This is a genomic window from Streptomyces sp. NPDC096013 (genome assembly GCF_044763565.1).
Taxonomy (GTDB): domain Bacteria; phylum Actinomycetota; class Actinomycetes; order Streptomycetales; family Streptomycetaceae; genus Streptomyces.
Genome location: NZ_JBIWGK010000006.1, coordinates 201,706 through 226,701 on the forward strand (window position 1 = coordinate 201,706; position 24,996 = coordinate 226,701).

Annotated in this window: 24 protein-coding genes and 1 tRNA gene; 10 read left to right on the top strand and 15 right to left on the bottom strand. The window is 69.3% G+C overall.

Annotated elements, in window-relative coordinates:
* The first annotated feature begins 896 nt into the window (after nt 1-896).
* Nucleotides 897-2,030, top strand: a complete 1,134-nt coding sequence (locus tag ACIRB1_RS21740; RefSeq protein ID WP_403466630.1) for an acyl-CoA dehydrogenase family protein — start codon at nt 897-899, stop codon at nt 2,028-2,030.
* A gap of 77 nt (nt 2,031-2,107) precedes the next feature.
* On the opposite strand, the gene ACIRB1_RS21745 is transcribed toward ACIRB1_RS21740, so the two are convergent.
* The 4 genes from ACIRB1_RS21745 to ACIRB1_RS21760 all read right to left on the bottom strand — a co-directional run bounded on the left by ACIRB1_RS21745 (nt 2,108) and on the right by ACIRB1_RS21760 (nt 5,930).
* A complete protein-coding gene (locus tag ACIRB1_RS21745; protein ID WP_043675918.1) occupies nt 2,108-2,437 on the bottom strand; it encodes a rhodanese-like domain-containing protein in 330 nt (109 codons plus the stop codon).
* A 14-nt stretch (nt 2,438-2,451) separates the two neighbouring features.
* The gene (locus ACIRB1_RS21750) at nt 2,452-3,510 is read right to left on the bottom strand and encodes a J domain-containing protein (RefSeq protein ID WP_403466631.1); all 1,059 of its coding nucleotides are present in this window, start codon (nt 3,508-3,510) and stop codon (nt 2,452-2,454) included.
* A gap of 392 nt (nt 3,511-3,902) precedes the next feature.
* Nucleotides 3,903-5,312, bottom strand: coding sequence for a DUF2252 domain-containing protein (locus tag ACIRB1_RS21755; protein WP_403466632.1), 1,410 nt, complete (start codon nt 5,310-5,312; stop codon nt 3,903-3,905).
* Nucleotides 5,313-5,555: 243 nt separating this feature from the next.
* Nucleotides 5,556-5,930 carry a helix-turn-helix domain-containing protein gene (locus ACIRB1_RS21760; protein ID WP_352179906.1) on the bottom strand — a complete coding sequence of 125 codons (375 nt, stop codon included), beginning with the start codon at nt 5,928-5,930 and terminating at the stop codon, nt 5,556-5,558.
* Between the two features lie 144 nt (nt 5,931-6,074).
* On the opposite strand from ACIRB1_RS21760, the gene ACIRB1_RS21765 reads away from it, so the two are divergent.
* Nucleotides 6,075-6,728 carry an NAD(P)H-dependent oxidoreductase gene (locus tag ACIRB1_RS21765; RefSeq protein ID WP_352179905.1) on the top strand — a complete coding sequence of 218 codons (654 nt, stop codon included), beginning with the start codon at nt 6,075-6,077 and terminating at the stop codon, nt 6,726-6,728.
* Nucleotides 6,729-6,893: 165 nt separating this feature from the next.
* Here ACIRB1_RS21765 and ACIRB1_RS21770 read toward each other — a convergent pair whose 3' ends face one another.
* The 3 genes from ACIRB1_RS21770 to ACIRB1_RS21780 form a co-directional block, all read right to left on the bottom strand.
* Entirely contained in the window at nt 6,894-7,124 is a 231-nt protein-coding gene (locus tag ACIRB1_RS21770) for a hypothetical protein (protein ID WP_403466633.1), read from the bottom strand.
* 7 nt (nt 7,125-7,131) lie between these two features.
* The gene (locus tag ACIRB1_RS21775; protein WP_403466634.1) at nt 7,132-7,488 is read right to left on the bottom strand and encodes a hypothetical protein; all 357 of its coding nucleotides are present in this window, start codon (nt 7,486-7,488) and stop codon (nt 7,132-7,134) included.
* Nucleotides 7,489-8,185: 697 nt separating this feature from the next.
* A tRNA-Leu gene (locus ACIRB1_RS21780) sits at nt 8,186-8,269 on the bottom strand.
* A gap of 885 nt (nt 8,270-9,154) precedes the next feature.
* Between ACIRB1_RS21780 and ACIRB1_RS21785 the strand changes: the two genes are divergently transcribed.
* The 6 genes from ACIRB1_RS21785 to pknB all read left to right on the top strand — a co-directional run bounded on the left by ACIRB1_RS21785 (nt 9,155) and on the right by pknB (nt 17,277).
* On the top strand, nt 9,155-10,000 hold the full coding sequence (locus tag ACIRB1_RS21785) for a DUF3662 and FHA domain-containing protein (protein ID WP_352179875.1): 846 nt from the start codon (nt 9,155-9,157) through the stop codon (nt 9,998-10,000).
* A 10-nt stretch (nt 10,001-10,010) separates the two neighbouring features.
* Complete coding sequence (locus ACIRB1_RS21790; RefSeq protein WP_019055182.1) at nt 10,011-10,532, top strand: FHA domain-containing protein; 522 nt, start codon at nt 10,011-10,013, stop codon at nt 10,530-10,532.
* A gap of 90 nt (nt 10,533-10,622) precedes the next feature.
* The gene (locus tag ACIRB1_RS21795; protein ID WP_352180096.1) at nt 10,623-12,167 is read left to right on the top strand and encodes a Stp1/IreP family PP2C-type Ser/Thr phosphatase; all 1,545 of its coding nucleotides are present in this window, start codon (nt 10,623-10,625) and stop codon (nt 12,165-12,167) included.
* Between the two features lie 30 nt (nt 12,168-12,197).
* Nucleotides 12,198-13,634 (top strand): FtsW/RodA/SpoVE family cell cycle protein, encoded by a 1,437-nt coding sequence (locus ACIRB1_RS21800; protein WP_352179874.1) that lies wholly within the window; start codon nt 12,198-12,200, stop codon nt 13,632-13,634.
* Complete coding sequence (locus tag ACIRB1_RS21805) at nt 13,631-15,118, top strand: penicillin-binding protein 2 (protein WP_352179873.1); 1,488 nt, start codon at nt 13,631-13,633, stop codon at nt 15,116-15,118. Before ACIRB1_RS21800 ends, ACIRB1_RS21805 begins: the two co-directional genes overlap by 4 nt.
* Nucleotides 15,119-15,288: 170 nt before the next feature.
* Nucleotides 15,289-17,277: a Stk1 family PASTA domain-containing Ser/Thr kinase gene (gene pknB, locus ACIRB1_RS21810; RefSeq protein ID WP_403466635.1), complete on the top strand. Its 1,989-nt coding sequence runs from the start codon at nt 15,289-15,291 to the stop codon at nt 17,275-17,277.
* 104 nt (nt 17,278-17,381) lie between these two features.
* Here the strand turns inward: pknB and ACIRB1_RS21815 are convergent, their stop codons facing one another.
* The 6 genes from ACIRB1_RS21815 to ACIRB1_RS21840 are packed head-to-tail and all read right to left on the bottom strand — an operon-like array spanning nt 17,382 to nt 21,586.
* Nucleotides 17,382-18,131, bottom strand: a complete 750-nt coding sequence (locus ACIRB1_RS21815) for a class E sortase (protein WP_352179871.1) — start codon at nt 18,129-18,131, stop codon at nt 17,382-17,384.
* 12 nt (nt 18,132-18,143) lie between these two features.
* Entirely contained in the window at nt 18,144-19,241 is a 1,098-nt protein-coding gene (locus ACIRB1_RS21820; protein WP_403466636.1) for a class E sortase, read from the bottom strand.
* Nucleotides 19,238-19,876 (bottom strand): aminodeoxychorismate/anthranilate synthase component II, encoded by a 639-nt coding sequence (locus tag ACIRB1_RS21825; protein WP_403466637.1) that lies wholly within the window; start codon nt 19,874-19,876, stop codon nt 19,238-19,240. The genes ACIRB1_RS21820 and ACIRB1_RS21825 overlap by 4 nt, the downstream gene beginning before the upstream one ends.
* The gene (locus ACIRB1_RS21830; RefSeq protein WP_352179869.1) at nt 19,873-20,082 is read right to left on the bottom strand and encodes a hypothetical protein; all 210 of its coding nucleotides are present in this window, start codon (nt 20,080-20,082) and stop codon (nt 19,873-19,875) included. Before ACIRB1_RS21830 ends, ACIRB1_RS21825 begins: the two co-directional genes overlap by 4 nt.
* 4 nt (nt 20,083-20,086) lie before the next feature.
* The gene (locus ACIRB1_RS21835; protein ID WP_403466638.1) at nt 20,087-20,785 is read right to left on the bottom strand and encodes a class E sortase; all 699 of its coding nucleotides are present in this window, start codon (nt 20,783-20,785) and stop codon (nt 20,087-20,089) included.
* A gap of 21 nt (nt 20,786-20,806) precedes the next feature.
* Nucleotides 20,807-21,586 (bottom strand): DUF881 domain-containing protein, encoded by a 780-nt coding sequence (locus ACIRB1_RS21840; protein ID WP_403466639.1) that lies wholly within the window; start codon nt 21,584-21,586, stop codon nt 20,807-20,809.
* Nucleotides 21,587-21,728: 142 nt separating this feature from the next.
* On the opposite strand from ACIRB1_RS21840, the gene crgA reads away from it, so the two are divergent.
* Nucleotides 21,729-21,983, top strand: a complete 255-nt coding sequence (gene crgA, locus ACIRB1_RS21845; protein WP_033285718.1) for a cell division protein CrgA — start codon at nt 21,729-21,731, stop codon at nt 21,981-21,983.
* A 307-nt stretch (nt 21,984-22,290) separates the two neighbouring features.
* Here the strand turns inward: crgA and ACIRB1_RS21850 are convergent, their stop codons facing one another.
* Nucleotides 22,291-23,202: a rhomboid family intramembrane serine protease gene (locus tag ACIRB1_RS21850; protein ID WP_403466640.1), complete on the bottom strand. Its 912-nt coding sequence runs from the start codon at nt 23,200-23,202 to the stop codon at nt 22,291-22,293.
* 104 nt (nt 23,203-23,306) lie between these two features.
* Nucleotides 23,307-23,834 carry a peptidylprolyl isomerase gene (locus ACIRB1_RS21855; RefSeq protein ID WP_352179865.1) on the bottom strand — a complete coding sequence of 176 codons (528 nt, stop codon included), beginning with the start codon at nt 23,832-23,834 and terminating at the stop codon, nt 23,307-23,309.
* A gap of 320 nt (nt 23,835-24,154) precedes the next feature.
* Between ACIRB1_RS21855 and ACIRB1_RS21860 the strand changes: the two genes are divergently transcribed.
* Nucleotides 24,155-24,856 carry a DUF5324 family protein gene (locus tag ACIRB1_RS21860; protein WP_352179864.1) on the top strand — a complete coding sequence of 234 codons (702 nt, stop codon included), beginning with the start codon at nt 24,155-24,157 and terminating at the stop codon, nt 24,854-24,856.
* The last annotated feature ends 140 nt before the right edge of the window (nt 24,857-24,996 follow it).

The window sequence follows — 24,996 nt, forward strand, 5'->3', positions numbered from 1 at the left end:
GTCCGTCAGGTCCGGCTGGAGGCGTGCGGGGCCTCTCAGGTACGGCGGGGGGCGTGTGTGGCTCCTCAGGTACCGCAGGAGGCGTGTGCGGCCCCTCATCGGAGGTGGGCGGGCGTGACCCCTCCGACGAGGCCGGCTCGCGCTCGCCCCTGCCGGAGGCGGGCGTCCGCTCATCCTCGCCGGAGGCGGGAACCCGCGGCCCCTCCTCGGAGGCGGGCGGCTGCTCGCCCTCGTCGGAGGCGACCGTCTGCTCGGTCTTGTCGGAGACAGACGCGGGTGGCTCCCCTACGGAGGCATGCTCGTGCTCACCGCCCTGGGAGGCAGGCGGCTGCTCGCCCCCGTCGGAGGCGGGTGGGCGTGACCGCTCTGCGCGCGCCGACTTCCCCTCGTCCTCGTCGGAGACGGGCGCGTGCTCGCCCCGCTCGGGGGCGTTCGAGCCTCCGTCGTTCGCGTCCATTCCGCCCCGTTTCCGGTCCCGTCCGTCTTCCGGCCAGCTGCCGCCGTCCACCGCGCCGGCCCGGCCGGACGGCCCGCGACGCTCCACACCTACCGCGCCCCGGTGTCGCACGGAACGGTACTCAGGCGCACGCCCCGGGCACAGTCCTGTGCCTCACAGGCCACGCACGTTGTCCACAGCGGCTGCCCGCAGGTTATCCACAGCCGTTGACGCCTCTCCCCGGCGGATCCCACCATGGAGTCCCTGGACCGAACGATCGGTCGACATGTCCGGCGGCGCCCGCGCGGGGGAGCCGCCGGACATGTCGACCGCCAGTACACACCCCGGAGGTGCACCCGTTCCCTTCTTCTAGAACCTGTTCTATCTTGACGCTCCGTCGGATCTGGTCGGACGGACGCCCGGCTGTCGGCCGGTGTGCGCGTGCGGGAGGGCAGGGACCGTGGACTTCACCTTCAGCGAGGAGCAGCAGGCGGCGGCCGAGGCGGCGGCGGGGGTGTTTGCCGATGTCGCGCCGGACGGTGTGCCCAGCCCGGCGGACACCACGGGCGCCGTGGCCGAGGACTTCGACCGCGCGCTGTGGGCCAGGCTCGCCGAGGCGGACCTGCTGAGCCTGCTGATCGACGAGGCGTACGGCGGCGCGAGCCTGGACGCGATCGCACTCTGCCTGGTGCTTCGCGAATCGGCGAAGGTGCTGGCCAGGGTGCCGCTCCTGGAGAGCAGCGCGGCCGCGGCGACCGTACAGGCGTACGGCGGTGAGGAGTTGAGGTCCGCCCTGCTCGCCCGGGCCGGCCGCGGCGACCTCGTGCTGACCGTCGCCGCGAACGGCCGCACCGGCCACGACCCGGCCGAACTCGCCGTGACGGCACGGCGGGACGGTGACCGGTGGGTGCTGGACGGGGTGCAGACGGCGGTGCCGTGGGCGTACGGCGCGGACCTGGTCGTCGTACCGGCGCACACGGACGCCGACCGGACCGTCCTCGCGCTGGTCGCCCCGGACCGCGAAGGCGTCGTCCTCGCCGAGCAGATATCGACCACGGGCGAACGGCTCGCCGAACTACGCCTGGAATCCGTGCCTATCGCCCGGGTCGACGTCATCGACGCCGAGGGGGCCTGGGAGTGGCTGCGGGACCTGCTGACCGCCGGCACCTGCGCGCTGTCCCTCGGCCTCGGCACCGCCGTGCTGCGCATGACGGGCGAGTACACCAGCCGGCGCGAACAGTTCGGGTTCCCCGTGGCGACCTTCCAGGCCGTCGCCGTACAGGCCGCGGACCGCTACATTGACCTGCGCGCGATGGAGGCCACCCTGTGGCAGGCCGCCTGGCGGATCGCCTCGGACGCACCGGGCGCGCTGCCGGCCGCGGCGGACCTGGCCGTGGCGAAGATCTGGGCGGCGGAGGGGGTACGACGGGTCGTGCAGACCGCGCAGCATCTGCACGGCGGATTCGGCGCCGACACCGACTATCCCCTGCACCGGTACCACGCCTGGGCCAAGCACCTGGAACTGTCGCTCGGCCCGGCGGCGGCACACGAGGAGGCGTTGGGGGACCTGCTGGCGGCCCATCCGCTGGGATAGTCCGCGCCGGGACCTACGCTCCTGAACCCCTCAGGAGCGGCCCCGGCCCCCTTAAGTCCTGGAGCAAGAAGCAAGTCCTAGAGCACGAAGCCCGGTTGGCCCTCGTCCGTGACGACGGGGCGGCCCGCGGCGGCCCACACTTGCATGCCGCCGTCGACGTTCACCGCGTCGATGCCCTGCTGGGCCAGGTACATGGTGACCTGCGCCGAACGCCCGCCGGAGCGGCAGATCACATGGACCCGGCCGTCCTGCGGCGCCGCCTCGGTCAACTCGCCGTACCGGGCCACGAATTCACTGATGGGGATGTGCAGCGCTCCCGTGGCGTGACCTGCCTGCCACTCGTCGTCCTCGCGGACGTCCAGCAGGAAGTCGCCGTCCTTGAGGTCCCCGACCTCGACCGTGGGCACACCAGCTCCGAAACTCATGCCCCGACGCTACCCGACGGACCTTCCGGCGCGCCCGGCTCCCCGAGGAGTGCCGCCAGCTCGGCCTCCCGCTCGGCGACCTGGGCCAGCAACTGCTCGGCGATCTCGTCGAGCAGCCGGTCCGGGTCGTCCGGGGCGAGCCGGAGCATGGAGCCGATGGCGCCCTCCTCCAGCTCGCGGGCGACGAGCGTAAGGAGTTCCTTGCGCTGGGCGAGCCATTCGAGGCGGGCGTAGAGCTCCTCGCTGGGGCTCGGGCCGCGCTCCGCCGGGGCCGGTCCCGCCGCCCACTCCTCGGCCAGCTCACGCAGCAGCGGCGCGTCACCGCGGCTGTAGGCGGCGTTGACCCGGGTGATGAACTCCTCGCGCCGCTTGCGCTCGTCGTCGTCCTGCGCGAGGTCGGGGTGGGCCTTGCGGGCCAGCTCGCGGTAGAGCTTGCGGGCTTCCTCGCTGGGGCGCACCCGCTGCGGGGGCCTTACCGGCTGGTCCGTGAGCATCGCCGCGGCCTCCGGGAACAGGCCGTCGCCGTCCATCCAGCCGTGGAACAGTTCCTCGACCGCGGGCATCGGCATCACCCGGGCCCGCGCCTCGTCCGCCTTGCGGATGTCCTCGGGGTCGCCGGTGCGCGCGGCCGTGGCCTCGGCGATCCGGGCGTCCAGCTCGTCGAGTCGGGCGTACATCGGGCCGAGTTTCTGGTGGTGCAGCCGGGAGAAGTTCTCGACCTCGATGCGGAAGGTGTCCACCGCGATCTCGTACTCGATCAGTGCCTGCTCGGCGGCGCGCACGGCCCGCTCCAGGCGTTCCTCGGGGCGGGGCGTCGCGGTGTCCGCGCGGTGGGCACCGGCCGGGCGGGGGTTGGCCGCGTGCGAGTCGGCCGAGGAGGCGCCGGTCTCATCGGCGCCGGTGCCCCGGGTGTCCGGGGTTTCCTCGGTGCCCTCGTGCGCGGAACCGTCGCCCGCCACGGCTCCGGCGGCGGACGGCACCTCGGCACCCGTCTGCTCCGGCGCCGGTTCACCAACGGGCGCGGACTGGGACTGCTCAGCTTCCGGGGTCGTCACCCGCCCAGCCTAGGCCACGGCCCGCCGGGCCACGGGGCATCGGGTGGGCCGGGGCCTTGTGGACTCTGGGTGACCTCGGTGGCGGTGCGGGATGGGGGTGCTGTGGGTGCCTCGGGGGCCGCAGGTGCCTGATGGACCGAGGGGCATGGGTGCCTCACGGACCAAGGGGCATGGGTGCCTCACGGACCAAGGGGCGCGGGTGCCTCACGGACCAAGGGGCAGGTGTGCTTCCGGTTCAACTCCCCCGCCCTCGATCACAGAGGGCATCCACATCCACATCCAGACCCGCTGCCGCTCCGCTCGCCCCTCACCTCGCCCTTCACCTCGCTGCTCGCCGCTCCCCCCTCCGCTCACCCCTCATCTCTCACCGCCACCGCCCCCGCCCCCGCCCCCTACACCCCCATCTCCGCCGGAATCCGCCCCGACCGCACCGCCCCCACCAACTCCGCGTGGTCCGCCTCGGTCCGGTCGGCGTAGGCGACGGCGAACGTCGCTATCGCCTCGTCCAGTTCGTCGTTCTTGCCGCAGTACCCGGCGACCAGGCGGGGGTCGGCACTGTGGGCGTGGGCGCGGGCCAGGAGGGCGCCGGTCATGCGGCCGTAGTCGTCTATCTGGTCGGCGGCGAGGGCGGCGGGGTCGACGCTGCCCTTGCGGTTGCGGAACTGCCGTACCTGGAACGGCAGTCCGTCGACGGTCGTCCAGCCCAGCAGGATGTCGCTGACGACCTGCATCCGCTTCTGCCCGAGCACCACCCGCCTGCCCTCGTGCGGGACCTGCGGGGCGTCGAACCCGGCGGTCAGCAGGTGCGGGACCAGCGCCGAGGGGCGGGCCTCCTTCACCTGGAGGACGAGGGGTTCGCCGCGGTGGTCCAGGAGCAGCACGACGTACGACCGCGTGCCCACGCTGCCGGTGCCGACGACGCGGAAGGCGACGTCGTGGACCGTGTGCCGGGCGAGGAGCGGGAGGCGGTCCTCGGAGAGGGTGTCCAGGTACTCCTCCAGGGAGGCCGCCACCGCCGCGGCCTCCGCGTCCGGAATCCGGCGCAGCACCGGCGAGGCATCGACGAAACGGCGGCCACCGTCCTCGACGGCCTCGGTCGACCTGGCCGCGAACCGTCCGCTGGTGTTGCCCCGTGCCTTCTCGGAGACCCGGTCCAGCGTGCCGAGCAGGTCACGGGCGTCGGCGTGGGAGACCAGCTCCTCATCCGCGATGGCGTTCCACGCGTCCAGCACCGGGAGCTTGGCCAGCAGGCGCATCGTGCGGCGGTAGGAACCCACCGCGCCGTGCGCCGCCTCGCGGCAGGTGTCCTCGTCGGCGCCGGCCTCCCGGCCCGCGAGCACCAGCGAGGCGGCGAGCCGCTTGAGGTCCCACTCCCAGGGGCCGTGCACGGTCTCGTCGAAGTCGTTCAGGTCGATGACCAGGCCGCCGCGGGCGTCGCCGTAGAGCCCGAAGTTGGCCGCGTGGGCGTCGCCGCAGATCTGGGCGCCGATCCGGGTCATGGGGGTGCGGGCGAGGTCGTGGGCCATGAGCCCCGCCGAACCGCGCAGGAACGCGAAGGGGGTGGCCGCCATCCTGCCCACCCGTATCGGCGTGAGCCCCGGGATACGGCCGCGGCCGGACTCCTCGACCGCGGTCACCGCGTCCGGGCGGTCGTCGTCCAGATCGAGAGCGGCGTGCGCGCTGCGCGGGACGCTCGCCCGCAGCGCCTTCCCCTCCTCCTTGGGCGACCCCGCCACGGGCCACGTGGCGAAGCCCCGCACCCCGGGCAGCCTGCGCCCCACACCGATGCCTGCCTCGGCCATGCCGACCGCCTCCCCCGTAACCACATCCACGCTCACACGTGCGCTCGCCCGAACATCAACTCGCGACGACCGTACCGCCGCCGCCGAAGACACATCAGACCCTGTGGACAACTCCGGGCCTGTGGAAAACCGGGGGCGCCGAGTTCGGTGAGGCGGCCGTAGGGCCGGGTCCGGGCTCAGTACGCGACCGGCCGAGCCGCGCGAGCGTGCCCCACCGGCCTCACAACCCGCGTCCGACGGCCCTCAGCACCCGCCCGACTGCCACCCCTCACGCAAGTGCACCTGGGCCCACTCGCCCAGTTCCCGCAGGGCCGGACCCAGGGCCTTCCCCGACTCCGTCAGCCGGTACGAGACGCGCAGCGGCGGCCCCTCGTCGACCTCGCGGACGAGGAGGCCGGCGGCGCCGAGTTCGGTGAGGCGGTCGGAGAGCATGCGTTCGCTGATGCCCGGGATCGCCCGGCGCAGGTCGGCGAAGTGGACGGGCTGTGCCATCAGGACGGCCACGATCGGCCCGGTCCAGCGCTTTCCGAACAGCTGGAAGACACGGGTGATGCCGTCGTCGACCTTCTTGCACTGCCCCATGTCGTGACTCATGTCGTGACTCTGCTCGACCGCCATGCCCTCAGGGTACTGCCCTGCCGTACGGGGATGAAAAAAAGTAAGTACCTGTGTTATTCATAGTCGAGTACGAAAGCTCAGCTACTGAAAACCCAGACGAGACCACCGCGCCCAGCGCGTGCTCGCTTCCCCCTGGAGACCCTCATGGCCACGCTCCTGCACATCGACTCCTCCGTGTTCCCCGCCGGCGCCTCCGCCTCCCGCGCCGTCGCGGACGCCTTCCGCACGTCCTGGGAGGAGCAGCACCCGGAGGGCACGGTGATCCACCGCGACCTCTCCACGAACCCCGTCCCGCACATCACCGTCGACGCCCACACCGCCGGATTCGCGGACCCGGCCACGCACACGCCGGCGCAGGCAGCGGCCTTCGCCGAGCGCGTACGGCTCATAGAGGAGTTGGAGCAGGCGGACGCGGTGCTGATCGGCGCCCCGATGTACAACGCCACGATCCCCTCGACCCTGAAGGCGTGGCTGGACAACGTGATCCTCATGGGCCGCACCGCGGGCACCGAGGACTCGAAGCTGAAGGGCATCCCGACGGTCGTGATCGCCAGCCGCGGCGGCGCGTACGGGCCGGGCACCCCGCGCGAGGGCTACGACTACGTCCAGAACTACCTGAAGGCGATCCTCGTCGACGCCCTCGGCCTGGACGTCGAGTTCATCGTTCCGGAGCTGACCATGGCCCCGCAGAACCCTGCGATGGCCGACCTGGTCCCGCTCTACGAAGCGTCCCGCGAGCGCGCCCTCGACGACGCGGCCACCAAGGCGAAGGAACTGGCCGAACGCCTCGCCGCCTGACCTGACCCCTGCCCCCGGCCTCCGCCTCAGGTAAGGACATCGTGTGATTGTCCTCACCCGAGGCGGGCCTAACCGAGGAGCTTCAGGGAAGCCGACGCCTAGACCGTTCCACGCCCTGCCACGACACCACAGCACCGCGACACCGCGAAACCGCGGGGGACGACCTCACTCACTCCCCCCGCCCCTCTTCCGCATCCACGCCTGGCAGAGCCACCGCGCGAGCGCTCCCACCAGGACGGCGACGACGATCGCCCCCCAGTCGATGACGTGCGGAAGCCCGGGGAAGAAGGCGAAGAAGGCGAGCGCGAGGACGAGGCCCGCCACGAACGCGACGATCCCGGCCGACCGCCGTCGCGTCTCCTCGGGCTGTTCCGGCCCCTGCTGCTGATCGATCATGAACGGCTCACTTCGTGATGTGGTGGCACTGACTCACCCGCCGCACCCCGTTGACGTAGAGGTGCGCACACGCCCTTCCATAACGAGGCAGGGTCTGGGGAGAGTTGTTCCGCATCGGATCGATCTTGCACTCGGGGTGCGTCCGTCCCCGGGACCTCCGATAGGTCCTGTTGTCGGTGTCGCCGTACGTGAAGTCGATGCGCCAGTTGCAGAATCCGCTGCTCAGCGCGCCGACGAAGGCGCAGTCGACGCCCGCGTTCTGATACGTGATCCTTCGCCCGCTGCCCCTGAGGATGTGAGTGAACAGGCAGCCTGTCGGAATCTTCACCGCCATGCCGCCGACGCTGTACTCGAAGGTCCTCACAGGAGTCGTCCCGACGGCTCCGGCCTGAGCCACCGAGGCACTCGTCAGCACGAGCGCACACGTGGCGGCGAGAGCGGTTAACAATCTGGATCGATACAGCGCGACCATGAAAAATCCCCTTCCGGCAGAGCATCTCTTCCGACCGGAAAGAACTCCGTCGCAGCGATCATGTTTCTGGCCGATGGGATGGTTCACCGACTTGAGTGATCAAGAGGTAGTGCGCTGACCTGCTGATTCGTTCCTTCGACCCGCTCGCCGAGCCGTATGTCGGGCACCTTGGACAGAGGCCCCTTGCACACGGTTCAGGCGTGACTCCGCGACCGGATCGCACAGCCCCCCAGCCGAAGCGGCGCAGCCGGGCCCGCTCGGCGTACCAGGTCGCGGCAGCGGTCACGGGTGACACCGGCCACATCAGCGACCATGTCGAAGCCCGGCTCAACCGGAAACACCGGGCAGACCCCGCGGTGATCAGCTGCTGACGAACGATGAAGCTGTTCGCCCGGAGAGTGAGACAGCCCACACTCCACCGCCCTCGAAAATCAACGGCCCCAGACTCCCCGCCCGGCCGCCCACCCGTGTCATCAACCGTGTAATCACGATCACACCGCGCCCGCCCCACCCCGACGCTCCGCCGAAGCCACCTCACCGTGAACACAAAGAAGTCCCCCAGGTCCGAGACCTGGGGGACTTCTGTCTGTGCGCGAGGGGGGAGTTGAACCCCCACGCCCTTTCGGGCACTGGAACCTGAATCCAGCGCGTCTGCCTATTCCGCCACCCGCGCATTGGGTGTGTCCTCGGGCCCTTGCCCCTAGGGGGTTGGCGCCTTCCGACATGCAGAAGATTAGCACGGTGCACGGGGTGGATTCACATCCCTTTCCCCTGAGCAGAAGCCCCACGCGGGACCCTGGCGCGGCCCCGGCGGAGACCCCGGCACCAGCCCCACGCAAGACCTCGCCCAAGCCTCGCCCAAGCCCGGCCCCGGACCCCCGTACAGGCACGAAGCCAGGCCGCGACCGACCCCGACTCACGACCCCGCCCACACCCCGCACCCGCTCCCATCAGCACCCCTGCCCCTCACCACCCCCTCCCCACCGCACCCGGCCCCTCACCCGAACCCCCGCCGAGAACCCCGCCACCACCCCACCCAACGCCCAGCCCAACGCCCAACGCGACAGCCACCCGACACCCGCCGAACACCCAGGAGACCCCCTCCCGCAGCCCCGCCCAAAGGCCGCCAACCACCCGCCCAGCACCCCCGACCCCCCTCTGCAAACCCTCCGCCTCAAACCCCGCCCTACCCCCACAAAACCCCACCATCACGCCGAAAAACCCCAACAGCTCTCCGACGAACACCCCCGACCCCCACCACGTATCAACGTGGACCCCTCCACGTATCAACCTCGTACCGGTAACCGCCATCTCCCCAGGAGGCGGGCAAGGTCCACAGCCAGGTGCGGGACACTTGTCTGCGGCCCCCTCTACGATCCTGGGCAGGAGTAGTGCACAGGTAGTGGTGCAGAAGGAGTTCGACCGGGCCGACAAGGGGGAACCAGCCGATTTACCGGCGCGTGGATACGATCAGTAAGCAGTACCAAGGAAGTCAGCACAGCGGTAAGCACGGCAGTCTGTACGACAACCAGTGCGGCAACGACGGAGGAGGTGCCCCGTGGGAGTCCTGAAGAAGTTCGAGCAGCGCCTCGAAGGTCTGGTCAACGGCACCTTCGCCAAGGTGTTCAAGTCCGAGGTCCAGCCGGTCGAGATCGCCGGCGCGCTCCAGCGTGAGTGCGACAACAACGCGACGATCTGGAACCGCGACCGGACCGTCGTACCCAATGACTTCATCGTGGAGCTGAGCACGCCGGACTTCGAGCGGCTCAGCCCCTACTCCGGCCAGCTCGGTGACGAGCTCGCCGGCATGGTGCGCGACTACGCCAAGCAGCAGCGCTACACATTCATGGGACCCATCAAGGTCCACCTGGAGAAGGCGGACGACCTCGACACCGGTCTGTACCGCGTGCGCAGCCGTACGCTCGCCTCCTCCACCAACCAGCAGGCTCCCGGCACGCCCGCTCCGGCGGCGCCGCCGGCAGCGGGACGGCCCGGCGGGTACGGCTATCCGCCAGCCGCCCCCGCGAGCGCCCCGCCGCCCATGCCGTCCGCACCGCCGCCCGGCGCCCGCGGCTCGGCGCCGTACCTCCAGCCGGCCCCGGCCGCCCCGGCGGCCGGCGCACGCATGCGGTACTGGGTTGAGATCAACGGCGCCCGCCATCAGATCTCCCGCGCGACGTTGGTGATGGGCCGAAGCACCGAAGCCGACGTGCGGATCGACGACCCCGGCGTGTCCCGCCGGCACTGTGAGATCCGGACCGGAACGCCCTCGACGATCCAGGATCTCGGGTCCACCAACGGCATCGTGGTGGACGGGCAGCACACCACCCGCGCTACGCTCCGCGACGGCTCGCGGATCGTCGTGGGCAGCACCACCATCATTTACCGGCAAGCCGAAGGGTGAAGCGGGGGCAATGTCAGAGCTGACCCTCACGGTCATGCGGCTGGGTTTCCTGGCCGTACTGTGGCTGTTCGTGATCGTGGCCGTGCAGGTCATCCGCAGCGACCTGTTCGGAACGCGTGTCACACAGCGCGGCTCGCGACGGGAAGCCGGACGACCGCAGCAGCAGGCCGCCCGGCAGGCGGCACCTCCGCAGCAGCGCCAGCAGCAGCCGAGCGGGGGCGGCCGGCGGGGCCGTAACGCCCCCACCAAACTGGTCGTCAGTGAGGGAATCCTCACGGGCACCACCGTCGCGCTCCAGGGCCAGACCATCACCCTGGGCCGGGCGCACGATTCAACGATCGTGCTGGACGACGACTACGCCTCCAGCCGCCATGCCAGGATCTACCCGGACCGCGACGGCCAGTGGATCGTCGAGGACCTCGGATCCACGAACGGCACGTACCTGGACCGGTCCCGGCTGACGACCCCCACACCGATTCCGCTGGGCGCGCCGATCCGCATCGGCAAGACCGTCATCGAGCTGCGGAAGTAGTACGAAAATGAGCGAGCGGAGCGAGCACGCAGCGGCGGACCGCCTGGCGGACCCCGGCGCGCTCCCGACCGGAGGGTGGGCACCGTGCGGATGTACCCGGAGCCGACGGGCGAGGTGCGCATGAGTCTGTCACTGCGCTTCGCCGCCGGATCGCACAAAGGCATGATCCGCGAGGGCAACGAGGACTCGGGCTACGCCGGTCCACGCCTCCTCGCGATCGCCGACGGGATGGGCGGCCAGGCCGCCGGTGAGGTCGCCTCCTCGGAGGTGATCTCGACCATCGTCTCGCTCGACGACGACGTGCCGGGCTCCGACATCCTCACCTCGCTCGGCACCGCCGTGCAGCGGGCCAACGACCAGCTGCGCATGATGGTCGAGGAGGACCCCCAGCTGGAGGGCATGGGCACCACGCTCACCGCCCTGCTGTGGACCGGGCAGCGGCTCGGCATGGTCCACGTCGGCGACTCCCGCGCCTACCTGCTGCGGGACGGGGTGCTGACCCAGATCACCCAGGACCACACCTGGGTGCAGCGGCTGGTCGACGAGGGCCGGATCACCGAGGAAGAGGCCACCACCCACCCGCAGCGCGCCCTGCTCATGCGCGCGCTCGGCAGCGGTGACCACGTCGAACCGGACCTGTCGATCCGTGAAGTCCGCGCCGGCGACCGGTACTTGATCTGCTCCGACGGGCTGTCGGGCGTCGTCTCCCACCAGACGATGGAAGACACCCTCGCCAGCTACCAGGGCCCCCAGGAGACCGTGCAGGAGCTGATCCAGCTCGCCCTGCGCGGCGGCGGCCCCGACAACATCACGGTGATCATCGCCGACGTCCTGGACCTCGACACGGGTGACACCCTCGCCGCGCAGCTGTCGGACACCCCGGTGATCGTCGGCGCGGTCGCCGAGAACCAGCTCCACCAGCACGACAACGGCATCATGCAGACCCCGGCGGGCCGCGCCTCCGGGCTCGGCCGCCAGGTGCCCGGACAGAACGGCGGGGGCGGCGAGTTCGGCCCGCCCGGCTCCGGCGACACCACCGGCTACGCCCCCGAGGGCAGCTTCGGGGACTACACCGACGACGACTTCGTGAAGCCCTCCAAGGGCCGCAAGTGGTTCAAGAGATCCTTCTACACGGTGCTCGCGCTCGCGGTCATCGGCGGCGGCCTGTACGGCGGCTGGCGCTGGACGCAGACGCAGTACTTCGTGGGCGCCAACGGCGAACACGTCGCGCTGTACCGGGGCATCAGCCAGGACCTCGCGTGGGTCTCGCTGTCGAAGGTGGAGAAGGACCACCCCGACATCGAACTCAAGTACCTCCCGCCCTACCAGCAGAAGCAGGTCAAGGCGACGATCGCCGAGGGTGGTCTCCAGGACGCCCAGAAGAAGATCGACGATCTCGCCGTGCAGGCCTCCGCGTGCAAGAAGGAGGCCGAGCGGAGCAGCGCGACCAAGAAGCCCGCCGGCACCACGGGAACCACCAGCACCTCGCTCACGTCCAAGGCCACGTCGAAGCCGACTCCTTCGGCCACGGCTTCGACGTCACCGACCCCGTCCCCGACCCCGTCTGCGACTCCCAGCCCCGGTCCCAGCCTCTCGGAGGAAGAGCAGCAGGTCGTCTCGCAGTGCAGCAAGTAATAGGCAAGCCGTGAGAGGCCCCGTCACACGATGAGCAGTTCTACCAACACGCCGTCGCACCACACGTCCACGATCGGCTCCATCGGCGCACCGAGCCGGCGTAACACCGAGCTGGCGCTCCTGATCTTCGCCGTCGCCATCCCGGTGTTCGCCTACGCCAACGTGGGCCTGGCCATCAACGACCAGGTGCCGTCCGGGCTGCTGAGCTACGGCCTGGGCCTCGGCCTGCTGGCCGGCGTCGCGCACCTGGCCGTACGCAAGTTCGCGCCGTACGCGGACCCGCTGCTGCTGCCGCTGGCGACGCTGCTGAACGGCATGGGACTCGTCATCATCTGGCGGCTCGACCAGTCGAAGCTGCTCCAGTCGATCAACCAGGCGGGCAACGCGGCGCCGCGGCAGCTGATGTACACCGCGATGGGCATCGGACTGTTCGCCGTCGTCCTGATCTTCCTCAAGGACCACCGCGCCCTCCAGCGCTACACGTACATCTCGATGGTCGGCGCGCTCGTCCTGCTGCTGCTGCCGCTGGTGCCGGGCCTCGGCGCCAACATCTACGGCGCGAAGATCTGGATCTCGGTCGGCGGATTCTCCATCCAGCCCGGTGAGTTCGCGAAGATCGTCCTCGCGATCTTCTTCGCCGGCTACCTGATGGTGAAGCGCGACGCGCTCGCGCTGGCCAGCCGCCGCTTCATGGGCCTCTACCTGCCGCGCGGCCGCGACCTCGGCCCGATCCTGGTCGTCTGGTTCATCTCGATCCTGATCCTGGTCTTCGAGACCGACCTCGGAACCTCGCTGCTGTTCTTCGGCATGTTCATCATCATGCTGTACGTCGCCACCGAGCGGACCAGCTGGATCGTCTTCGGTCTGCTGATGTCCGCGGCCGGCGCGGTCGGCGTGGCCACCTTCGAACCGCACGTCCAGCAGCGTGTCCAGGCGTGGCTCAACCCGATGAAGGAGTACACGCTCAGCAAGACCGTCCCCGGGCACTCCGCGCAGTCGATGGAGGCCCTGTGGGCCTTCGGCTCCGGCGGCACCCTCGGCACCGGTCTCGGCCAGGGCCACTCCGACCTCATCCGGTTCGCCGCCAACTCCGACTTCATCCTCGCCACCTTCGGCGAGGAACTGGGCCTCGCCGGCATCATGGCGATCCTGCTCATCTACGGCCTGATCGTGGAGCGCGGCGTCCGCACCGCCCTCGCCGCGCGCGACCCGTTCGGCAAGCTCCTCGCCGTCGGCCTCTCCGGCGGTATGGCCCTCCAGGTCTTCGTCGTCGCGGGCGGCGTGATGGGCCTCATCCCGCTGACCGGTATGACGATGCCCTTCGTGGCGTACGGCGGCTCGTCCGTCATCGCCAACTGGGCCCTCATCGGCATCCTGATCCGGATCAGCGACACCGCGCGCCGGCCGGCCCCCGCGCCCGCCCCCAGTCCCGACGCCGAGATGACCCAGGTGGTCCGCCCGTCATGAACAAGCCCCTGCGCCGGATCGCGCTCTTCTGCGGCCTCCTGGTCCTCACCCTGCTGCTGCGCGACAACTGGCTCCAGTACGTCAAGGCCGACGGCCTCAGGGACGACCCGAACAACCGCCGTGTCACCATCGCGCGCTACTCCACCCCGCGCGGCGACATCATCGTCGACGGCAATCCGATCACGGGCTCCACCGAGACCAGCACCTCCGGGCTGAACGACCTGAAGTACAAGCGGACGTACAAGAACGGCGCGATGTGGGCGCCGGTCACCGGATACGCCTCGCAGGCCTTCGGCGCCAACCAGCTGGAGTCCATCGAGGACGGCATCCTCACCGGCAACGACGACCGGCTCTTCTTCCGCAACACCCTCGACATGATCACCGGCAAGCCGAAGTCGGGCGGCAACGTCGTCACCACCCTCAACGCGGCCGCGCAGAACGCCGCGTGGAAGGGGCTGAAGAACCAGGGCGGCAAGGGCGCCGTCGTCGCCCTCGACCCGTCCACCGGCAAGATCCTGGCGCTGGCGTCCTACCCGTCGTACGACCCCTCGTCGTTCGCGGGGAACTCGACCTCCACGGACTCCAAGGCCTGGCAGAAGCTCCAGAAGAAGTACGACCCGAACGACCCGATGCTGAACCGCGCGCTGCGCGAGACCTACCCGCCGGGCTCGACCTTCAAGGTGGTCACCGCGTCCGCGGCGCTCCAGAACAACCTGTACTCGTCCGCCGACCAGGCCACCGACTCGCCGCTGCCGTGGACCATGCCGGGCACCACGACCCAGCTGAAGAACGAGGGCAACATCCCCTGCAAGAACGCGACCCTGCGCGTCGCGTTGCAGTACTCCTGCAACACCGTCTTCGGCAAGGTCGGCTCCGACCTCGGCAACGACAAGATGCTGGCCGAGGCGAAGAAGTTCGGCTTCGACGCCGAGCAGTTCACCCCGGTCCGCTCCAGCGCCTCGGTCTTCTCCGACAAGATGAACCAGTCGCAGACCGCGCTCTCCTCGATCGGCCAGTACAACACCGCCGCGACCCCCTTGCAGATGGCCATGGTCGCCTCCGCGGTCGCCAACGACGGCAAGCTGATGAAGCCGTACATGGTCGACAAGCTCCAGTCGTCGAACCTCGACACGATCGCGCAGACCGAGCCCCAGGAGATGAGCCAGCCTCTCTCCTCGAAGAACGCGCAGATCCTCCAGTCGATGATGGAGACGGTGGTCGAGAAGGGCACCGGCACCAGCGCGAAGATCCCCGGCGTCACCGTCGGCGGCAAGACCGGTACCGCTCAGCACGGTGTCGAGAACAGCGAGAACCCGTACGCCTGGTTCCTCTCCTATGCCAAGCTCTCCGACGGCAGCTCGCCGGTCGCCGTGGCGGTGGTCATCGAGGACGACAAGGCCAACCGTGACGACATCTCCGGCGGCGGCCTCGCGGCCCCGATCGCGAAGAGCGTTATGGAGGCGGTCATCAACAGCAAGAAGTGACTCCGCTCACGTCCCCTTCACATCGGTGCACGTTGCGATACCGGTCCTGTATCGGGTGACGGGCTTGGCCAGGTCACACAAAGCCAGCCGGGTACGGTAGGCCCGGACGGCTAGCCTCCGACCGCACATCCGTGCGGGTCGGGACCGACGGAGAGGGCTGGTAGGGAACTATGGAAGAGCCGCGTCGCCTCGGCGGCCGGTACGAGCTGGGCCAAGTGCTCGGCCGTGGTGGCATGGCGGAGGTCTACCTCGCCCATGACACACGCCTCGGCCGCACGGTGGCGGTGAAGACGCTGCGCGTCGACCTTGCGCGCGACCCTTCCTTCCAGGCCCGGTTCCGCCGGGAGGCCCAGTCGGCCGCCTCGCTCAACCATCCCGCGATCGTCGCGGTCTACGACACGGGCGAGGACTACGTCGACGGGGTCTCGATCCCGTACATCGTCATGGAGTACGTCGACGGTTCCACCCTCCGTGAGCTGCTCCACAGCGGTCGCAAGCTGCTGCCGGAGCGGGCCATGGAGATGACCATCGGCATCCTCCAGGCGCTGGAGTACTCACACCGCAACGGCATCGTCCACCGCGACATCAAGCCGGCCAACGTCATGCTGACGCGCACCGGCCAGGTCAAGGTGATGGACTTCGGCATCGCCCGCGCGATGGGCGACTCCGGCATGACGATGACGCAGACGTCCGCGGTCATCGGCACCGCTCAGTACCTCTCGCCGGAGCAGGCGAAGGGCGAGCAGGTCGACGCCCGTTCGGACCTCTACTCGACGGGCTGTCTCCTCTACGAACTGCTGACGGTACGGCCGCCCTTCGTGGGCGACTCCCCGGTCGCGGTGGCGTACCAGCACGTACGCGAGGAGCCGCAGCCGCCGAGCGTCTTCGACGGGGAGATCACGCCGGAGATGGACGCGATCGTCCTGAAGGCGCTCACCAAGGACCCTAACTACCGCTACCAGTCCGCCGACGAGATGCGCATGGACATCGAGGCCTGCCTCGACGGACAGCCGGTCGGCGCGACGGCGGCACTGGGTTCGGTCGGCTACGGCGGTTACGGCGACGACCAGGCCACCACGGCCCTGCGCTCGGACGCCGGCGCCACCACGATGCTTCCCCCGATGAACCCGGACGACGGCGGCTTCGGCTACGACGACCGTCCCGACCGGCGCCGCCAGCAGAAGAAGAAGACGAACACCTCGACGATCCTGCTGGTCGTTGCGGCGGTCCTGGTGCTGGTGGGCGCGATCCTGATCGGGAAGTGGGCGTTCAGCGGGAACGACACGTCGAACGACAACGTCAGCACCCCGAACTTCATCGGCCAGACGCAGACTGCCGCCAGGACCATGGCGGACAACATCGGCCTGAAGCTGTCGTTCACGTCGCAGACCTGCGAGAACCAGACCAAGGGCAAGATCTGCAAGCAGGACCCGAGCCCCACCACCTCGGTCAAGAAGGACTCCACGGTCAACCTGGTCGTCTCGACCGGGGCGCCGAAGGTCGTCGTACCGAGTGTCGTGGGCCAGAGCTTCGACGACGCCTCCTCCACGCTCACCGGTGACAAGTACCAGTTCAAGGTGGAGAAGAAGGAGAAGGTGTCCGGCGAGGACCCGGGGACCGTGCTGGAGCAGGACCCGGCGCTGGGTGCGGAGGTCGAGAAGGGCACCACCATCACCCTGACCGTCGCCAAGGCCCAGGCGAAGTCCACGGTTCCCGACGTCAGCGGGAAGAGCTGTGACGACGCCAAGGCGCAGATGCAGCAGAACGACCTCGTCGGGAACTGCACCGAGGTGGCGACCACCGACACGAACCTGAACGGCAAGGTCGTCGCGACCTCGCCCACGGCCGGGACGCAGGTCGACAAGAACTCGGCGGTCAACATCCAGATCGGCAAGGTCTCCCAGACCCAGGTCCCGAACGTCGTCGGCCAGACGGTGAAGAACGCCAAGCAGATCCTTCAGCAGAACGGCTTCACCAACATCCAGTTCGCCGACAACAGCGACCAGAGCGACAACGCGATCGTGACCCAGCAGGACCCGGGTCAGGGCAACCAGGTCAACGACCCCGGCAGCACGCAGATCACCCTCACCAGCGTGGGCACCGGGAACGGCAACGGCAACAACGGTGGCGGCGGCTTCTTCGGAGGCCTGAACGGCTAGCCCCGGAACGCGAAGAGCCCCGGCGCCCTGTGGAGGGTGCCGGGGCTCTCTCGTATCCGCGGACCGCCGCGCCTCGGTGTGCGCGCCGCGCTACGGCCGTGCCATCAGCGGAGTTCCTTCGGCGGTGTCCGCGCGCTGTCCACCGTGTCGACGCGGACCAGCTCGCCCCACACCACGTACCGGTACCGGGACGTGTACACCGGCGTGCAGGTCGTCAGGGTGATGTAGTGGCCGGCCTTCTTCCTGCCGGACTCCGCGGGGATCTGGGCGAGCGTCTTGACGTTGTACTTCGAGGTCTCGGGAAGGATGTCGTAGACCTTGTAGACGTACCACTTGTCCTTCGTCTCGAAGACGATCGGGTCGCCCTTCTTGATCTTGTCGATGTTGTGGAACTTGGCGCCGTGGCCGTCGCGGTGGGCGGCGAGGGTGAAGTTGCCGTTCTTGCCGGTGGTGGGGAGGGCGGCCTTGATCGGGTCCGTGTAGTAGCCGGCGACGCCGTCGTTGAGGACGCTCGTCTCGGTGCCCTTCTCGACCAGCACCTCGCCGTTCTTCATCGCGGGCACGTGCAGGAACCCGATGCCGTCCTTGGTGTCGAGCGCGCCGGGACCGGTGTCCTTGTCCTTGGACCAGTTGTTCCGGACCTTGTCGCCCTGCTTGTCGGCCGTGCGGTCGGCGACGACGTTCGTCCACCACAGGGAGTAGACGACGAACAGGCCGAGGATCAGGCCCGCCGTGATGAGGAGTTCACCGAAGACGCTGACGGCCATCGCCATCCGCCCGGGGCCGCGGGGGCGGTCGGGCGGGGAGGCGGGCGTGTCGGTCTGCTCTTCGGTGTCGTCGGTGGTCGCTGCCACGTTCAGTTGCCCCTACTCGATGAGCGCATCCGGCTTGCCCTTGCTGCGCGGCCGTTGCTCGACCATCTTGCCCCAGACGATCAGCCGGTACTTGCTGGTGAACTCCGGCGTACAGGTCGTCAGCGTGATGTAGCGGCCGGGCTTGGTGAACCCGGAGCCCTTGGGGATGGGGTCGATGACACTGGTGTTGCTCGGCGACGTCACGGGCAGCGTCTTCGTCATCTTGTAGACGTAGTACGTGTCCTGGGTCTCCACCACGACCTCGTCGCCCGGCTTGAGCTGGTTGATGTACCGGAACGGTTCGCCATGGGTGTTGCGGTGCGCGGCGAGCGCGAAGTTGCCGGTCTTCGCGTCGGGCATCGCGGTCTTGAGGGCGCCCTCGCTGTAGTGCCCGACCATCCCCTTGTCGAGGACCTTCTTGTTGCTGACGCCCTCGGCGATCGGCGCGATCACGTCCAGCTTGGGGATGTGCAGGATGGCGAAGCCCTGTCCCGGCGAGAACTCCCCGGGCGCGCGCTTGCCGCTGGCCCAGTCGTTCTGTAGCTGGCTCGCCTCGCTGCCGGCCTGCGCGTGCGCCCGGACGTTCGTCCACCACAGCTGGTAGGTGACGAACAGCAGCATCAGCACGCCGGTGGTGATGAACACCTCGCCGATCGCCCGGCTCGCGACGACCGCGGCCCCCGGCTTGCTGGCCCGCTGCCGCCGCCGCGCCTCGACCCGGGAGAGGGGTGCGCCGCCACCGGACGAAGCCGGTGCCGATTCCGAGGCCGTCGAGGCCTCGGCGGTCTCGTCCGCCGCGCCGCCGGCCCCATGACGCCCGTGCCGCCCCTTGGCGGCCTTCCTGCGGGCCGCACGGCCCCCGGTGGGGGTTCCTGTGGCGGACGAGGCGGCTGTGGCGTCAGACGCCGATATGGACCCGCCGCGGCCCGTCCCCTCCTGCGGGAGGTCCGCCAGCCGCAGCGCGACGGTCTCTTCGTCGATCGGACCGTACGGCACCCCGGGCGCACCCTGCGCCTGCGCGCCGTGCCACTGGTCGAACCCGCTCTGCTCCGCGTACGGCTGCTCCCCGTACGCGGCCTCGGACTCGCGCTCGGGGCGCAGCGCGGTCACGCCGTGGCCCTGCCCACCACCGGGGCGAGCCCCGCCGACCTCGCCACGGCACCCTGGTCGCCGCACTCCACCAGCCAGTTGGCCAGCATCCGGTGGCCGTGCTCGGTGAGCACCGACTCCGGGTGGAACTGGACGCCCTCGACGGGCAGTTCGCGGTGGCGCAGGCCCATGATGATGCCGTCGTGCGTTCTCGCGGTGACCTCGAGTTCGGCCGGGACCGTGCCCGGCTCGGCCGCCAGCGAGTGGTAGCGGGTCGCCGTGAAGGGCGAGGGCAGTCCGGCGAAGACGCCCTTGCCCTCGTGCTCGACGAGGGAGGTCTTGCCGTGCAGCAGTTCGGGGGCGCGGTCCACGACGCCGCCGTAGGCCACCTGCATCGACTGCATGCCGAGGCAGACGCCGAAGACGGGCACCCCGGTCGAGGCGCAGTGCCGCACCATCTCGATGCAGACGCCGGCCTCCTCGGGGGTGCCGGGGCCGGGCGAGAGGAGGACGCCGTCGAAGCCGTCCTGGGCGTGCGCGGGCGACACCTCGTCGTTGCGCAGCACCTCGCACTCGGCGCCCAGCTGGTACAGGTACTGGACCAGGTTGAAGACGAAGCTGTCGTAGTTGTCGACGACGAGAATCCGTGCACTCACTGGTTGTCCACCGTCACATCGTTGAAGGGCAGCAGCGGTTCGGCCCACGGGAAGACGTACTGGAACAGGATGTAGACCACGGCCAGGGCCAGGACGAGCGAAATCAGCGCCTTGACCCACGCGTTGCCCGGCAGATGCCGCCAGATCCAGCCGTACATGCCGTCCCTTCCGTCGCGCCACGGCACCAGACTCACGCCGTACGTCACCAGACTAACGGCGCAGCGCGTCCGGTTTCCCGGCCTCCACAGGCTGTGTGGAGTCCAGGTGTGCCCAGACGATCAGCCGGTGGCTGTGCCCCCACTCCGGATCGCACGTGGTCAGCGTGAGATAGCGGCCCGAGGCCGTGTACCCGGATGTACGTGGCACAGGATCGATCACCTCAATGTCGGTGGGCACTGTTTTGTAAGGCCCTTTGTCGATCCGATACGTGAACCAGGTGGTCCCGTCCGTCAGCACCACCGCGTCGCCCACGCGGAGCTTCGGAAAGTCCACGAAGGGGTTCCCGTACGTCCGCCGGTGCCCGGCCACCGCGAAGTTCCCGACCTGCCCCAACTGGGCGGTGCCCGCGTAGTGTCCGAGCCCCTTCTTGAGGGTGCTGACGTCGGTGTCCTGGAGAACCGGCTTGTTCCACGTGAAACCCAGCCGCGGGATGTACATGATCGCGAAAGGCCTGCCGTCCTTGTACGCGGCCGCTTTCGCCGGAGCGGGCGAGGCGGCGGGCGCCGGGGCGGGGGACGTCTTGGGGTGCGCGGTCTGCCGCGACCACTGGTTCTGCAGCTGATGGATCTGGTCGCTCATCGTGTGGTCGGCCTGCACGCCGGTCCAGAACAAGACGTAGACCACGAAGAGGACGATCAGAGTGCCGACGGTGATGCAGAGTTCGCTGACGCTTCTGACGATCACGCGCACCGGCAGCTCCCGTACGGACGCCTACTCCACTGGCTTCGCGTAGTGCAGATCCACTGTGCCCGAGTACCCGGGAAGAGTCACCGTCCCGTCGTCGGTCACTTTCCACCCGAGACCGTAGACATCGACGTACACCATGTAGTTCTGGATCGCCTTGGACGCCGTCAGCGCCGCCTGAAGCTTCCCCGGGTCTCCGACCGCCGTGATCTTGTACGGCGGTGAGTAGACCCGGCCCTGGAGGATCAGGGTGTTGCCCACGCAGCGCACGGCGCTGGTCGAGATCAGCCGCTGGTCCATGACCTTGATGCCCTTGGCGCCGCCCTGCCAGAGGGCGTTCACCACGGCCTGGAGGTCCTGCTGGTGGATGACCAGGTAGTCGGGCTGCGGCTCGGGATAGCCGGGGAGCTTGGCGGTGGCGTTGGGCGGGGCGTCGTTCAGGGTGACGGTGACCGCCTTGCCCTTGAGCTGCTGCGCGCCCGCGGTCCGCTCCAGCGCCGTGAGCTTCTTGTCGTCGGCGCCGGTGCTGGTGTCGTCCTCCTTGCGGAGCGCGTCGACCTCGTCACGCAGGACCCCGTTGGCGTCCTCCAGCCGGCCGTTCTTCTGGCTGCGGGTCTGGATGAGGTCGGACAGCTTCAGCAGGGAGGCGTCCGTGCGGATGTTGGTGCCCTTGGCCGTGTCGAAACTGGTGAAGAAGATGAGCCCCGCGAGGGCGAAGACGGCCACCGTGAGAATCCGCACCGGACGGAAACGGCGGATACGGGCAGGACTGGTACCCGTCCCGGGGGAGTCGGCAGAATTGCTCAACGTACCCTTATCTCCTTCGGCGCCGCGGAAGCACTACGCTAACGGACGCCCGGGGGAGCACTCAGTGTCCCCTTGTACGCTGCCCCGGAGCCCGCCCCAGTTCCCTGCGCGGCCACGCAGCGCATCGACAGGAGAGACCCTCGTGCCGAAGTCACGTATCCGCAAGAAGGCCGACTACACGCCGCCGCCGGCGAAAGCGGCGACCGCCATCAAGTTGAACAGCCGAGCCTGGGTCGCACCGGTCATGCTGGCCATGTTCGTCATCGGGCTGGCCTGGATCGTCGTCTTCTACGTCACCGACGGCTCCATGCCCATCGACAGCCTGGACAACTGGAACATCGTGGTGGGCTTCGGCTTCATCGCCGCCGGGTTCGGCGTCTCCACGCAGTGGAAGTAGCGGCGGGAGCCGTGGTGGAAGCGGCGACGGAAGCCGCGGTCACCTCCGGGTGAACGCAGCTCTGCCCACGGCTTTCCACTGAGTTATCCACAGCCTGGGAAGGTATCCACAGCGGGCCTGGGGAAAAAGAACGACGATCTGTGGATAACCTCCCGGGTGTTGACGCTGGTGTGACTGACACACCGGCATCCGCAAACCTGTTCGCCCCCTGCCTGACCTGCGGAAACACGGGTCAGCGACAGGGGGCACAGCTGTTCCCGCACCGTGTGCACAAGATCCGGCACACGCTGTGGACAACGGTTTGATATCAGCTGAGCTGAGCCGTCCTGATCAGCGTCAACACCACGACGACGACCAGTACGACCGCACAGGTGCCGTACTGGATCAGGGCCCGCCGCTCCCTCGGGGCGTGCACCATCGCGTACCCGGTGATCACACCGGCGACGAGACCGCCGATATGGGCCTGCCAGGCGATGTTGGCCCACCCGAAGGTGAAGATCAGGTTGATCACCAGCAGGGCGATGACCGGCCGCATGTCGTACCGGAGCCGGCGCATCAGCACGGCGGTCGCCCCGAAGAGCCCGAAGATCGCGCCGGAGGCACCGAGCGAGGGCTGGTTCGGGGCGGCGATCAGATACGTGAGCGCGCTGCCCGCAAGACCCGAGACGAAATAGAGGGCGAGATAGCGGGCACGGCCGAGGGCCGCCTCCAGAGGACCGCCGATCCACCACAGGCTGAGCATGTTGAAGATGATGTGGATCGGGCTGGCATGCAGGAACATCGCGGTCAGCAGCCGGTAGGGCTGGCCTTCGGCAACGCCCTCGACGGAGCCGAAGAGCGGGACGTACGCCTGGCCGAGGAGCTCCAGGCGCTCGGTGAAGCGGTCGCCCACCGCCAGCTGCACCAGATACATAGCGACGCAGAGGCCGATCAGGATCTTGGTAGCGAGCCGCGGGTCCGCCGCCACCGTGCCGCCGGCGATCGTCCGGGGCTGGGCCGCGGTCGGGGCGTGACCCGTGCCGGAGCCGCCGCGGACGCACTCGGGGCACTGGAAACCGACCGAGGCGCTGACCATGCACTCGGGGCAGATCGGCTTCTCGCAGCGGGTGCAGCGGATACCGGTCTCGCGGTCCGGGTGGCGGTAGCAGACCGGCAGACTCTGGCCGTCCGGGGGCCGCTGCTCCTCCGGGCCCGTCGGGCTGCCTGGCGCCTGGTCCATGGGGTCCCCTCAATCCTTCGTACGCAATGCATCGCCCCGCCCATCCTTACGGATGAACGGGGCGTTTGGTTCCCGGCGGTAAGGACCGGGTTCGGTCCTGGGCCCTAGCGGGTCTCGACGACGACCGACTCGATGATGACGTCCTTGACCGGACGGTCGGTGCGCGGGTTGGTCTCGGCGGCCGCGATGGTGTCCACGACCTTCTGGCTCGCCGGGTCGGTGACCTCACCGAAGATGGTGTGCTTGCGGGTCAGCCAGGCCGTCGGGGAGACGGTGACGAAGAACTGCGAGCCGTTGGTGCCCGGCCCGGCGTTGGCCATGGCCAGCAGGTAGGGCTTGTCGAAGCGCAGGTCGGGGTGGAACTCGTCCTCGAACTGGTAGCCCGGGCCACCCGTGCCGTTGCCCAGCGGGTCCCCGCCCTGAATCATGAAACCGCTGATCACCCGGTGGAAGACCGTGCCGTCGTAGAGCTTGTCCGTGGACTTCTCACCCGTGGTGGGGTTGGTCCACTCACGCTCCCCCTTGGCGAGCTCCACGAAGTTCTGGACCGTCTTGGGCGCGTGGTTCGGCAGCAGCCGGACCTCGATGTCGCCGAGATTGGTCTTCAGGGTGGCGTAAAGCTGCTCAGCCACGATCTGCCTTCCGTTGTCTTCCTGTGACTCCCAGATCCTCGCACGCTCCACGCATCGCGTCGCCCGACGCCGGTCTCTCGGGGGCATTCCGCAGGAACCACTTGCGGAAAACCGGTCGAGTGGCTCCGGGACAGGGGCACGGCACGGGGATCCGTGGCATTGTCGACGACAAGCTCCCGTTCCCTCGTATTCATCCGGTATCGCACGTAATCGTGACCCGGATGCCCGCCCTCTACATGCCCCGCGGCCCGTTGGCAGGCATGATCCGTAAATGGGTGGATAGACGAAATTGCGTACCGCCACCGAGGAGGAGGAATCCCGTGACCCGCATCGACAGCGTGCGCTCCGCGACCGGTTCGGCGAAGGACAGCGTGCTGCACGCCGCGGAAGTGGTGGCGCCCTACGCCGACACGGCCAAGGACAAGGCCTCGTACTACGCCCATGAGGCACGTGTACGACTCGCGCCCAAGGTGTCGCTGGCCGCCGACCAGGCCCGCGTGCAGTACGGCGCCCACGTAGTGCCCCGCCTTGAGCAGGCCCGCACTCACGTACCGCCGAAGGTCGACCAGGCAGCCCAGGAAGCCGCCGTCCGTACCCGCAAGGCTGCCGTCCAGGCCGCCGAGTACTCACGGCCGAAGATCGAGCAGGCGGTCGCCGCCGCCGGCCCGGTCAAGGACGAGGCCGCGGCCCGCGGTGCGGCGGCGTTCGCCGCGCTGCGCGGTCAGGTCACGCCCAAGGAGATCCAGAAGCTGGTCCGCAAGCACGAGCGGCGGGCGAGGGCCGGCCGTCTCGCGAAGGGGCTGGCCGTGCTGGGCATCCTGGCGGGCGGTGCTTTCGCCGCCTGGAAGTGGTGGGACAAGCAGGCCAACCCCGACTGGCTGGTCGAGCCCCCCGCCGCGACCGAGGTGCCCGAGTCGGGTCACCTCACCGCGGTGGACGGTAGCCCCGAGGCCGTGCTCGACCCCGAGGTCAAGGCCAAGCAGGCCGAGGACGAGGCCGCGGACAGCGACGACCACCGCTGACGTCGGACACACTCTCACCATCGCCGTGGGGGGGGGGGGGCGCCCGGGCCCCCCCCCCCCCCGCAGTTTGACAGGGCAGCGCCCCGGGGGTTGTCAGGGTACCACACCCCCCCACCCCCCCCCCCCCAGAGTTACACAAA

What these genes read in the sequence shown, in the direction of transcription:
- ACIRB1_RS21765 (WP_352179905.1), top strand. Translation starts at nt 6,075, where the DNA reads ATGGCCACGCTCCTGCACATCGACTCCTCCGTGTTCCCCGCCGGCGCC.
- pknB (WP_403466635.1), top strand. Translation starts at nt 15,289, where the DNA reads ATGGAAGAGCCGCGTCGCCTCGGCGGCCGGTACGAGCTGGGCCAAGTG.
- ACIRB1_RS21755 (WP_403466632.1), bottom strand. Translation starts at nt 5,312, where the DNA reads ATGGCCGAGGCAGGCATCGGTGTGGGGCGCAGGCTGCCCGGGGTGCGG.
- ACIRB1_RS21850 (WP_403466640.1), bottom strand. Translation starts at nt 23,202, where the DNA reads ATGGACCAGGCGCCAGGCAGCCCGACGGGCCCGGAGGAGCAGCGGCCC.
- ACIRB1_RS21760 (WP_352179906.1), bottom strand. Translation starts at nt 5,930, where the DNA reads ATGGCGGTCGAGCAGAGTCACGACATGAGTCACGACATGGGGCAGTGC.
- ACIRB1_RS21770 (WP_403466633.1), bottom strand. Translation starts at nt 7,124, where the DNA reads ATGATCGATCAGCAGCAGGGGCCGGAACAGCCCGAGGAGACGCGACGG.
- ACIRB1_RS21805 (WP_352179873.1), top strand. Translation starts at nt 13,631, where the DNA reads ATGAACAAGCCCCTGCGCCGGATCGCGCTCTTCTGCGGCCTCCTGGTC.
- ACIRB1_RS21800 (WP_352179874.1), top strand. Translation starts at nt 12,198, where the DNA reads ATGAGCAGTTCTACCAACACGCCGTCGCACCACACGTCCACGATCGGC.
- ACIRB1_RS21795 (WP_352180096.1), top strand. Translation starts at nt 10,623, where the DNA reads ATGTACCCGGAGCCGACGGGCGAGGTGCGCATGAGTCTGTCACTGCGC.
- ACIRB1_RS21790 (WP_019055182.1), top strand. Translation starts at nt 10,011, where the DNA reads ATGTCAGAGCTGACCCTCACGGTCATGCGGCTGGGTTTCCTGGCCGTA.